General features: G+C 35.1%; 11 protein-coding genes. 10 read left to right on the top strand and 1 reads right to left on the bottom strand.

The features are described from left to right. Nucleotides 1-24: 24 nt before the first annotated feature. On the top strand, nt 25-318 hold the full coding sequence (locus tag N5B56_RS10380) for a YerC/YecD family TrpR-related protein (protein WP_022088956.1): 294 nt from the start codon (nt 25-27) through the stop codon (nt 316-318). A gap of 171 nt (nt 319-489) precedes the next feature. On the opposite strand, the gene N5B56_RS10375 is transcribed toward N5B56_RS10380, so the two are convergent. Then, a complete protein-coding gene (locus tag N5B56_RS10375; RefSeq protein WP_260978890.1) occupies nt 490-1116 on the bottom strand; it encodes a DUF1836 domain-containing protein in 627 nt (208 codons plus the stop codon). Between the two features lie 174 nt (nt 1117-1290). Between N5B56_RS10375 and pcrA the strand changes: the two genes are divergently transcribed. The 9 genes from pcrA to N5B56_RS10330 all read left to right on the top strand — a co-directional run bounded on the left by pcrA (nt 1291) and on the right by N5B56_RS10330 (nt 11041). Continuing rightward, entirely contained in the window at nt 1291-3549 is a 2259-nt protein-coding gene (pcrA, locus tag N5B56_RS10370) for a DNA helicase PcrA (RefSeq protein ID WP_260978889.1), read from the top strand. Nucleotides 3550-3615: 66 nt separating this feature from the next. After that, a complete protein-coding gene (locus N5B56_RS10365; RefSeq protein WP_022088953.1) occupies nt 3616-3858 on the top strand; it encodes a hypothetical protein in 243 nt (80 codons plus the stop codon). Between the two features lie 334 nt (nt 3859-4192). Beyond that, entirely contained in the window at nt 4193-5860 is a 1668-nt protein-coding gene (rlmD, locus tag N5B56_RS10360) for a 23S rRNA (uracil(1939)-C(5))-methyltransferase RlmD (RefSeq protein WP_260978888.1), read from the top strand. Between the two features lie 48 nt (nt 5861-5908). Continuing rightward, nucleotides 5909-6094 (top strand): DUF6440 family protein, encoded by a 186-nt coding sequence (locus N5B56_RS10355; protein ID WP_055267402.1) that lies wholly within the window; start codon nt 5909-5911, stop codon nt 6092-6094. Nucleotides 6095-6145: 51 nt separating this feature from the next. After that, nucleotides 6146-6748, top strand: coding sequence for a peptidase E (locus N5B56_RS10350; RefSeq protein ID WP_260978887.1), 603 nt, complete (start codon nt 6146-6148; stop codon nt 6746-6748). A gap of 593 nt (nt 6749-7341) precedes the next feature. Next, nucleotides 7342-7545: a hypothetical protein gene (locus N5B56_RS10345; RefSeq protein WP_260978886.1), complete on the top strand. Its 204-nt coding sequence runs from the start codon at nt 7342-7344 to the stop codon at nt 7543-7545. 216 nt (nt 7546-7761) lie between these two features. Beyond that, entirely contained in the window at nt 7762-8766 is a 1005-nt protein-coding gene (locus N5B56_RS10340; RefSeq protein WP_055176168.1) for a virulence RhuM family protein, read from the top strand. A gap of 6 nt (nt 8767-8772) precedes the next feature. Next, on the top strand, nt 8773-10524 hold the full coding sequence (locus N5B56_RS10335; protein WP_346432197.1) for a recombinase family protein: 1752 nt from the start codon (nt 8773-8775) through the stop codon (nt 10522-10524). 118 nt (nt 10525-10642) lie between these two features. Further along, complete coding sequence (locus N5B56_RS10330; protein ID WP_260978885.1) at nt 10643-11041, top strand: SymE family type I addiction module toxin; 399 nt, start codon at nt 10643-10645, stop codon at nt 11039-11041. The last annotated feature ends 193 nt before the right edge of the window (nt 11042-11234 follow it).

Genomic DNA, 11234 nt, shown 5'->3' with positions numbered 1-11234 from the left:
AAAAGATAACACAGGAGGCAATTTATGAGTAAGTCAGTTAGAACAAAGGAAGTAGATCATTTATTTGCAGCTATATTATCATTGGAAACAAAGGAAGAATGTTATACATTTTTTGAAGATGTATGTACTATAAATGAATTATTGTCTATATCACAGAGATTTGAAGTAGCTAAGATGCTTAGAGAAGGAAAGACTTATTTGGAAATTTCAGAAGATACAGGGGCATCAACAGCTACAATCAGCAGAGTTAACAGATCTCTTAATTATGGTAATGATGGTTATGATATGGTATTAAAGAGAGCCAAATATGATGATTAGCTTTGAGCATTCTGGATTAGAAGATAGTATTTAATATTAAAGTAATTAACACTTCGCTTTTTGAAAATTCAGTTTCATAAATAAGGTCTTACCTTATACAAATTAAAAGCCTTAAATTTTGAATTAGAAACAAAATTTAAGGCTTTTAAAATACAGTTACACTAAATTCTACTATTTATCAGTTTTATTCTTATCACTCTTATTTTTGTCAGATTTATCTTTTGAGTTTTCCTCCTTTGGAAGAGAGTCAATCAACTTTTCGATAATCATTTTTCTTGAAAGGCATTCGTAAGTCAAAGTCGCAATTAGTGTAAGTGTCTGCAAATATTCTTTATTATCTTCATTATCCAAATTTGAAAAATACTCATTGGATTTTACGTACGCATCAATAATCGACTGATTATCGTCAGTATCTTTCATATATTGAATGAATAATTTAAAAATTTCTTCAAGACTATTATTTCCATCATTAAAATAATCTTTAATTAATGGGGACAAGGCCGTATCAATATCATTAATTGAAATGATATTTTTAAGATAAAATATCATCATTAAAAGAATTAAATGGTCTTTGGAATATTTTTTCTTTTCGGGAGGTGGTAATAAACGACTTTTAGCATAATTATTAATCATGGTTTTTGTTAAGAGCTTGTCGTCGTCGTTACGTTTGCTTCCCTCAAATTTATTATTTAAATAGGTTGTCACCTGGTCCATATATAAATCAATGTTTGGTATATCGTCTATGTTAAATGAATTAAAATCGTTTAATATAGACTCGATTATTTTATCACTTTCCATATATACCTCCTTATGTACAAAAAATATTATAATACATAGTAATGAAAACTACAAATAAAATTTATTACAAATAGCAGAAAATATGTTCGATTTTTTTAGAAAATATGATATGATAGCAGAAGTATATAAAAGTTTGCCTAAGTGGAATATAAAAATAAGGAAAAAGGTATATTTATGAGCAGATATGATACATTAAATGATATGCAACAGATGGCGGTATTTCACACGGAAGGACCGTTACTTATTCTTGCCGGTGCAGGAAGTGGAAAGACTAGAGTGCTTACACATAGAGCAGCTTATCTTATAGAAGAAAAGGGTGTTTCGCCATGGAATATTATGGCAATCACTTTTACAAATAAGGCTGCATCAGAAATGCGTGAAAGAATTAACAACATAGTTGGATTTGGTGCTGATCAGATATGGGTAAGTACATTCCATTCTACATGTGTACGAATTTTGAGAAGACATATTGAATTTTTAGGATATGATAATAGATTTACAATTTACGATGCAGATGACCAGAAGAGTCTGATAAAAGATATTGTAAAAAGAATGAATTTAGATTCTAAATTTTACAAAGAAAGAGCTGTGGCAGGAAAGATTTCTTCTTATAAAGATGAACTCATAAGTCCTGAACGTGCAATAGAGATAACAAAAGGTGATTTGAGAGAAAATACAGTTGCTAAGATTTATCTTGAATATCAGGTTCAGCTTAAGAAAAATAATGCTTTAGATTTTGATGATTTAATTGTAAAAACAGTAGAATTATTTAAGAAATTTCCAGATGTGCTGGATTATTATCAGGAAAGATTTAAATACATTATGGTAGATGAGTATCAGGATACAAATACAGCACAGTTTCAGTTGATTCGCCTTCTTGCATCAAAATATAGAAATTTGTGTGTTGTAGGTGATGATGACCAATCTATTTATAAGTTTAGAGGAGCGAATATTACAAATATTCTCTCATTTGAAAAATATTTTGAAAATGCACGTGTTATCAAGTTAGAGCAGAATTACCGTTCTACAAAGAATATTTTAGCTGCCGCAAATGGAGTAATTGCAAACAATCAGGGAAGAAAAGACAAAACATTGTGGAGTGACAATGAAGAAGGAACGCAGATTGATTTGTATCAGGCGGAAGATGCTTATGATGAAGCTAACATGGTTGCGAAAGAAATTAGAAAAAAAGTGAATGCAGGAAACTATAAATACAGTGATTTTGCATGCCTATATAGAACTAATGCTCAGTCAAGAACATTAGAAGAAAAACTTCTTTTGGCAAATGTTCCTTATAAGATTATCGGCGGACAGAATTTCTATCAGCGTAAAGAAATTAAAGACATTTTGTGCTATTTGAAAACAGTAAATAATTCTACGGATGATATTGCTGTAGCAAGAATTATTAATGTTCCAAAGAGAGGAATCGGAGCTACTTCTATTGGAAAGGCGCAGGCATATGCAGTTGACCATAACATTAATTTGTATAATGCGTTAGAACTTGCATATATGAATCCTGAACTTAGCAGAGCTTCAGCAAAGATTAAGAAATTTACTGATTTTATTGAAGAATTAAGAGAGTACAGTCAGGAGCATTCAATAAAAGAATTAGTAGATAAGATTATTGAAGATACAGGATATGTGACAGAACTTGTTTTGGAAAATACAGACGAAAGCAAGGCAAGAATCGAGAACATAGAAGAATTGATAAGTAAGGTTGTAGAATATGAATCAACAACAGAAAATCCGGATTTGGCAGGATTTCTTGAAGACGTTGCTTTGGTAGCGGACATAGATAGTCTTGATGAGGATAGTGACTATGTTGTCCTTATGACCATACATAGTGCAAAGGGACTTGAATTTCCTAATGTATTTTTATGTGGAATGGAAGAAGGATTATTTCCGGGAATTTCAGCAATTTGTGCCGAAGACCAAAGTGAAATTGAAGAAGAAAGACGTCTGTGTTATGTTGCAATTACAAGAGCAAAGGAAAATCTTGTAATTAGTTATGCAAAGAGACGTATGGTTCATGGAGAAACAAGATATAATATTATTTCACGATTTATAAAGGAAATACCAACACATCTTATTAATAGTAAAAATGTAACAGACAGAGTCGCAGCAGGACAGATTCCTAAGAAAGAGGAATTTGGAAATGCGAGCAGAGCAAGTCAGAATGCATTTAGAAATAAGCCATTTAAGAAATCTTCGTATGGTGAACCTAGCACAAAACCTGCATTTGGTAAATCATTTACAATTACAAAACAGCCGGTTGATTATGTAGTTGGAGACAGAGTAAAACATATTAAGTTTGGTGAAGGAACAGTGCTTAATATTGAGGATGGTCCGAAAGATTATCAGGTTACGGTAGCATTTGACAAAGCAGGTCAGAAAATTATGATGGCTTCATTTGCAAAACTTAAAAAACTGTAGTAAAAACAGCACTAAAATGATATACTATTCTTATGAAATATAACTTGTAGTGAAAGGAGTACGGATATGGACGAATTAATCAAGGGAGTTAAGATTGGCAAGATTATCGGCAAAGAAGAAAAGAAGTCTGACGTAGTTAAGATAGTTGGAATCGTACTTGGAGTGCTTGCAGTAGTGGCAGCAATTGCCGGAGTAGCTTATGCAATTTACAATAAAATTACAGAAGATTATTATGATGACTTTGAAGATGATTTCGATGATTTATTTGAAGATGATGAAGAAGATGAAAGTGATTTTGTGGAAGAATAAATCGTTACGCCATAGTGAATGGCAGGTCATGTAGATTTGTTTTTTAAACAATAACCGATGAATAAGTTAAGTCCACATATAACAATTGGAATGTATAGCATTTGACCGAATTGTGTATGTGGACTTATTTTGTAATGATGTCGGGGCAAAAGAACCAAATTATGATTAAGCTCATGTGAGATTAAAAGTAGTGATTTTGATGCCTACGGATTGTTCCGTGCTATGCACTCTCACAATCCTATCCAATATTCGCATATCGTGGGAATTATCCCACTTTTATGCTCATATTGTGCCCCTGGCATCATTAAAATATTAGCAGATAGAGGATAAATAAATGAAAAAAGGAATGGAATACCAGGGAGTGGTAGAAAAAATAGATTTTCCAAATAAAGGAACAGTAGATTGTGGTGAGAAAGGTGTAGCTTTAGTTAAAAGAACTATTCCGGGCCAAAAAGTAAGTTTTGTAGTTTCAAAGAAGCGTTCAGGCAAATGTGTTGGACGTTTAAAAGAAGTGCTTGAAAAGTCACCACTTGAAAATGCAGAACCACTTTGCCCACATTTTGCGGATTGTGGCGGATGTTCTTACCAGACAATGGATTATGAAAATCAGACTAATTTGAAAAAAGAAATGGTTAAGAATATTTTAGATGGAGTAATTACAAATAAAGATTATGAATTTGAAGGAATCCTCAAAAGCCCTGTTCAGTGGGAATACAGAAATAAGATGGAATTTTCATTTGGAGATGAATATAAAGATGGCCCTTTGGCATTGGGATTACATAAAAGAGACAGTTTCCACGATATTGTTACGGCAAAGGAATGTAAAATTGTAAATAAAGATTACAACAAAATTTTGACTTGTGTATTAGAACATTTTGCAGAAAGAAATGTAAAATTTTATCATAAAATGAGACACGAAGGATACCTTAGACATTTGGTTATTAGACGTGGTGTAAAAACAAATCAGATTATAATGAGTATTGTTACAACATCGGATGCAAACGGCGAGGCAGCGGCAGATTATAATATTTTAATTGATAAGTTATGTAAACTTGATTTAGAGTGCGAACTTAAAGGTGTACTCCAGATTATAAATGATGGTCTGGCTGATGTGGTTCAAAGTGATGAGACAAGAGTACTTTATGGTGAAGATGTAATTTATGAAGAATTATTGGGACTTAGATTTAAGATTTCAACATTTTCATTTTTCCAGACAAATTCTTTAGGGGCTGAAGTCCTTTATTCAAAGGCAAGAGAGTATGTTGGAAGCACTAATGATAAAATGATATTTGACCTTTACAGCGGTACAGGAACAATTGCACAGATTCTTGCTCCTGTTGCAAAAAAAGTTGTAGGGGTTGAAATTGTTGCAGAGGCGGTAGAAGCTGCAAAAGAAAATGCTGAATTAAACGGACTTAACAACTGTGAATTTATTGCAGGGGATGTGCTAAAAGTTATTGATGATATCAAGGACAAGCCGGATTTAATAGTTCTTGACCCACCAAGAGATGGTATTCATCCAAAGGCTTTACAAAAGATAATTGATTTCGGCGTAGACAGAATTGTATATATTAGCTGTAAGCCAACGAGTCTTGCAAGGGATTTAGTAATTTTGCAGGAGCATGGATACAAGGTTGAAAAAGCTTGTGCGGTAGATATGTTCCCGCAGACCGTGCATGTGGAGACTGTATGTCTTTTGTCCAAACTTCATGAAGCGAAGCATCATGTGAATGTGAGACTGAATATGGATGAGTTAGATGTTACTTCGGCAGAAAGTAAGGCGACATATGAGGAGATTAAGTCCTACGTGGCAGAGCATTATGATGGGATGAAGGTATCTAACCTGTATATTGCTCAGATAAAGAGAAAGTATGGTATTGAGGTTGGAGAGAACTTTAATTTACCTAAGTCAAAAGATACAAGGCAACCACAGTGTCCGAAGGAGAAAGAGGATGCGATTGTTGAGGCATTAGAGCATTTTAAGATGATTCAGCGGAAATAAAAAGTGTTTGATAAATCGGTATTTAATGCTTAACGAGGAGGAATAAACATGGCGAAGAAAGAAGAAAGATTTGAAGTTATATTTAGAGATGGAAGTTCGCTTAAAGATGAAGGGATTCGACAAATTCTTGTAGATAAGGAGACTGGAGTTAATTATCTTTGTTGGAAATCTGGATACGGGGCTGGTATTACACCTCTTCTGGATTCTGAAGGAAAAGTCATAGTTACTAAGTAAAATTAAAGTTTGTAGAATTAAGAAAATCGGAGTTTATAAAGGAGAATATTGATGAAACTATTTTTATGTTCGCATTTTTCAAGTGTAGGAAGTCTGATAAAGGAAGAAATTGAAAATAAGAAAGTCGCATTTATTCCAACAGCTTCGCTGCGTGAAGGCTACACCGGTTATGTCGGTTCGGCTCGAAAATTATTCAAAAAGTTGGGAGCAATCGTAACTGAAATTGATATTTCAACGGAGGCTTATTCAACGATACAGTATGTTTTTGAAGATGCGGATGTGATATATTTTACCGGCGGAAATTCTTTTTTCCTTATAGACCAGCTCCGTAAAACGGGAACGGATGAGCTGTTGAAGAAAGAATTGGCAAAGGAAAAACTGATGATTGGTGAATCGGCAGGTGCGATTATATGTGCTCCAAGCATCCAATATATCGAGCAAATGGATGAAAAGCCGGAGGACTACTCCCAAGAAGATGATGCAGGGCTTGATTTGATTGATTTCTATGTTCTTCCGCATTATCTTACAGCACCATTTAAGAAAGTTACCGAGAAAATAATGACTGAGTTTTCGGATTTGAATCTATGCCCAATTAACAACCGGCAGGGAATTGTAATTGATGGTGAAGGTTCAAAGGTTATTTGCAAAGACTAATTTGAAAATTCCAGTTTGTATGTATGATAAATCTAAACAGTAATTTAGCAACATATCCTGAGTGGGGGCAGAAAGTGCCCCCACTTTCACTATTTGGGGGCGAAAAGCGCCCCCCGGAATTCAAAAATGGCTCCATTTTGCGCCCCCCGTTTTTTGAAATCTGGAATCTAAACAAGATTACAATGAAATCAGAACTTAAAAAGTGGTGGCAAAAAGCACCGTCAAAATCATAAAGTGGGGGCGGAAAGCACCACCAAAGTGATAAAAGGGGGGCAAAAAGCGCCACCACATATAATAAACAAAGGGTTCAAGGGAAAAGTCCCATGCTAGAACAGCATTTGGATGGAGACATCTCTAATGCGTATCTAGCCGTCGCTGGGGACTGATATATAAGAAGGAATATTGTTTGAGCAGGAAAAGACATAGAAGACTCTGGCTATATCGCAGGATATGTACCTTGAAAGAATTGATTTGTGATAGATAGAAATATTTGAAAACTACCATTCAGTATAATCTATTCCATTTTCAAAAGCCTTGCGATAAAATATGTTCTGTGAATTATTCACAAGATAATATTTTAAGGAGGCTTGGCAATGAACAAGGATTTTGAACGCTGCTGTAGCTTTCTTGCAGACATGATTATTAAATATGCACCAGAGATAAAAGAAGAAGTAGAGGTGTGTATGATGATCAAGGATTCAATTGATGACGAGAAAGTAAGCAGGCAGAAACAATTTGACCGGTTCTGTTATTACTTAGGTGGGGTAAAACAGCTTCTGGACAAAAAGGCTGCGTAGGCAGCCGGCATCCTGCAGATAATATGCTGTAGGATGTATACATATATCAGGAGGCTTCATTCATGGCGAGTGGAGTCTCTTTTATTTTGCACTGTATAACGGAAAAAGTTTTGGTTGAACAGAGGTTGGAATGATGATAAGATTTAGTTGGGACAATAGTGAACACATGTGTTCACTATTGTCCCAACTAAGAAGTAATGGATTGGAGAGGTGCTTATGGCAGATAAAATTGGAACCGATGAATATGGGGAAATACTTATATATCAGACTGATGATGGACAGACAAATATAGAAGTTAAAATAGAAGATGATACAGTGTGGCTGACACAACAGCAGCTTACTGAATTATATCAATGCAGTAAATCAAATATAAGTGAACATATAAAGCATATATTCGAAGAAGGAGAATTGGATAAGGATTCAGTTGTTCGGAAATTCCGAACAACTGCAGATGATGGAAAAACATATAATGTTACTTATTACAATTTAGATATGATTATCTCTCTTGGATACCGTATTAAATCAGTAATTGCAACAAGATTCAGGCAGTGGGCAACAAAGCGGTTAAAAGAATATATGATTAAGGGATTTACGATAGATGACGAGCGTTTGAAAGGAAATGGTGGAGGAAATTACTGGAAAGAGTTACTTGACAGAATTAGGGATATCAGATCTTCAGAAAAGGTCTTGTATCGTCAGGTTCTTGATTTGTATGCTACGAGTGTAGATTACAATCCTCATAGCGAAGAGTCTGTTAGATTCTTTAAAATTGTTCAGAATAAACTTCACTATGCAGCTCATGGTCATACTGCGGCAGAGGTTATATATCAACGTGCTGATGCACAAAAACCATTTATGGGCCTTACTTCATTTTCAGGTGAATTACCAGCATTAAAAGATATAGGAATTGCAAAAAATTATCTGGATGAGAGTGAACTAAAAGTATTAAATAATCTTGTATCTGGTTATTTTGATTTGGCAGAAATTAATGCAATTGAACATAAACCTATGTACATGGATGATTATGTAAAGCAATTGGATAGTGTTTTGTCATCAGGAAACAGAAAGCTTTTAACTGGTTCCGGTTCTGTAAGTCATAAACAGGCATTGGAGAAAGCAAAGTCAGAATACAGAAAATATCAGGAGATTACTTTGACACCAGTCGAAAAAGCATATCTTGAAAGCATTAAAGAGGTTTCCAAGGAAGTAAAAAGGAGATAACGTCTGATGAAAAAACAGCAGAAATGTTATATATACACAAGAGTTTCCACTTCCATGCAGGTAGATGGTTACAGTCTGGACGCACAAAATGACAAGCTTAAGAAATACGCAGATTATCAGGAAATGACTATCGTCGGGGAATATTCGGATGAGGGTAAATTGGGTAAGAGTGTGGAAGGCAGACCACAGTTTAAACAGATGTTATCGGATATAGAAAATGCTAAAGATGATGTTGATTATGTGTTAGTATTTAAACTGTCAAGATTTGGAAGAAATGCAGCAGATGTTTTATCATCATTGCAGAAAATGCAGGATTATGGAGTTAATCTTATCTGTGTAGAGGATGGAATTGACAGCTCCAGGGATGCCGGAAAGCTGATGATATCTGTTCTATCTGCGGTTGCAGAGATAGAACGTGAGAATATTCTTGTCCAGACAATGGAAGGCAGAAAGCAGAAAGCCAGAGAGGGTAAATGGAATGGTGGTTTTGCACCATATGGTTATCAGCTGGTAAATGGTGAACTTATCATTGCAGAAGATGAAGCCGAGATTATCCGCATAATATATGACAAATTTGTCACTACAACGATGAGAATGGCTGCGATAGCTACATTTCTTAACAACAGTGGTTATAAGAAAAAGCTCCGTCAGAATAACACAATTGAAGGTTTTTCTACATCATTCGTCAAAGGTGTGCTGGACAATCCGATATATTGCGGTAAGCTTGCATTTGGAAGAAGAAAAAATGAGAAGATTCAGGGTACAAGAAATGAATATCATATCGTAAAACAAAAGGAATACATGTTAAATGATGGAATCCATGAGGCAATCATATCAGAAGAAATGTGGAATCAGGCACACAGAAAGCGTCAGGAGACAGGTGTTTTACAGATAAAAACGCACAGCCTTGAACATGAGCATATTTTATCTGGAATTATCAAATGTCCTGTCTGTGGAAGTGGTATGTATGGAAATGTGAACCGCAAGAAGCATCCGGACGGAGCTTATTACAAGGATTATTTTTATTATGCCTGCAAGCATAGAAAATTGGTTTACGGACAGCGCTGCACCTATAAAAGACAGTGGAATGAGGACAGGATAAATGCGGCAGTAGAGGAAATAATCCGTAAATTTGTCACGAATTCGAAGTTTGAGGAAGAAATCAGAAAGCAGATAGGCGGCAGTATTGATACATCAGAGCTTGACAGAGAATATGATGGTCTGAAAGACAGATTGAACCAGACAACAGGGGCAAAGAACAAACTCGCAGACCAGATGGATCATTTATCCGTATCAGATAAGAATTATGATAAAAAGTACAATGATATGCAGGAACGACTTGACAGATTGTATGATGAAATTACGGATATAGAGAATGCCATGGAAGAAGTCACGACAAGGATTTATAATATAAAGCAGGACAAAATCTCAGAAGATAATGTGTATCAGTTCCTTTTATTTTTTGATAAGCTGTATGATAAATTTACAGATTTGGAAAAGAAGACATTTTTGAGGAGTTTCCTGTCTGATGTGTTTATCTATGATGAAGAGCAAAAGGATGGCAGAATATTAAAAGGTCTCCGGTTTAAATTTCCGATATATATGAATGGCAGAAATGTATTGGGCGTGGATTGGGACAACGAAAGTACAGATGAGACTGTGTGCCTCTTGAGCAACCGAAAACCAGATACCACGGTAAAACTCAGCGTGGATATGGATGATTACTACCGCATTAAAAATGGTAAAGAGCCTAAATAAAACCGAATAATACACTGAAACAAAGCAAGACAGAAGCTGTTGATGCGTTAGAAGATAACGTATCAGCAGCTTTTTTTATCTGAAAATCTATTAGTCAAATCTGAAAGGAGTCAATTCTATGGCAAAGAAAAATGTAAGAAATATGAAGGTTTGTGGACAGAGCGGTTATAAATATGAGACGGTTCCGGCAATTACATTAAAAGGAAAATGGTTGGAAGAACTGGGATTTCATCTTGGGGATTATGTACAGGTGAAATGTGAAAATGGTCAGCTGATTATCACGCCGGATGTGAATAAAGCACAGGAGCAGGAAGCAAAGACTGCATTTATGGATGAAGAGATTAAGAAACTGAAAATCAGATACCAGAATGAAAAAGAAGAAATTACTGCAAAATATGTGGCAAAGGAAGTTATTGCCGGAAAGTGGGAAAACGGCGAGGACAGGAAGAAGAGACTACAGGCTGCGGGATATGATTATGGGGCAGTGCAGAGAAAAGAGAATGAGTTGATGAGATAGTAGGAAGCCTGCTGTTGTCTGTGGAGAAATCTGCGGATGATGGCAGGCTTATTTTTTTGTTTGAGGTCTCAAACTTTTATGTGACAAACATAACTGTCGGTGTTATTATAAAAATGATATAAGCGAAAATGACTTTTGCGGAAACGAAAGTATCTTTATATTTTTTTATCCGTATACTTCCTATAATGGGAAT

It is taken from the genome of Eubacterium album, assembly GCF_025336545.1.
Classification (GTDB): domain Bacteria; phylum Bacillota; class Clostridia; order Lachnospirales; family Lachnospiraceae; genus Eubacterium_U; species Eubacterium_U album.
This window is presented reverse-complemented; position numbering and strand designations above follow the sequence as displayed.

What these genes read in the sequence shown, in the direction of transcription:
- N5B56_RS10340 (WP_055176168.1), top strand. Translation starts at nt 7,762, where the DNA reads ATGGCAGATAAAATTGGAACCGATGAATATGGGGAAATACTTATATAT.
- rlmD (WP_260978888.1), top strand. Translation starts at nt 4,193, where the DNA reads ATGAAAAAAGGAATGGAATACCAGGGAGTGGTAGAAAAAATAGATTTT.
- pcrA (WP_260978889.1), top strand. Translation starts at nt 1,291, where the DNA reads ATGAGCAGATATGATACATTAAATGATATGCAACAGATGGCGGTATTT.
- N5B56_RS10355 (WP_055267402.1), top strand. Translation starts at nt 5,909, where the DNA reads ATGGCGAAGAAAGAAGAAAGATTTGAAGTTATATTTAGAGATGGAAGT.
- N5B56_RS10345 (WP_260978886.1), top strand. Translation starts at nt 7,342, where the DNA reads ATGAACAAGGATTTTGAACGCTGCTGTAGCTTTCTTGCAGACATGATT.
- N5B56_RS10375 (WP_260978890.1), bottom strand. Translation starts at nt 1,116, where the DNA reads ATGGAAAGTGATAAAATAATCGAGTCTATATTAAACGATTTTAATTCA.
- N5B56_RS10335 (WP_346432197.1), top strand. Translation starts at nt 8,773, where the DNA reads ATGAAAAAACAGCAGAAATGTTATATATACACAAGAGTTTCCACTTCC.
- N5B56_RS10350 (WP_260978887.1), top strand. Translation starts at nt 6,146, where the DNA reads ATGAAACTATTTTTATGTTCGCATTTTTCAAGTGTAGGAAGTCTGATA.
- N5B56_RS10380 (WP_022088956.1), top strand. Translation starts at nt 25, where the DNA reads ATGAGTAAGTCAGTTAGAACAAAGGAAGTAGATCATTTATTTGCAGCT.
- N5B56_RS10330 (WP_260978885.1), top strand. Translation starts at nt 10,643, where the DNA reads ATGGCAAAGAAAAATGTAAGAAATATGAAGGTTTGTGGACAGAGCGGT.
- N5B56_RS10365 (WP_022088953.1), top strand. Translation starts at nt 3,616, where the DNA reads ATGGACGAATTAATCAAGGGAGTTAAGATTGGCAAGATTATCGGCAAA.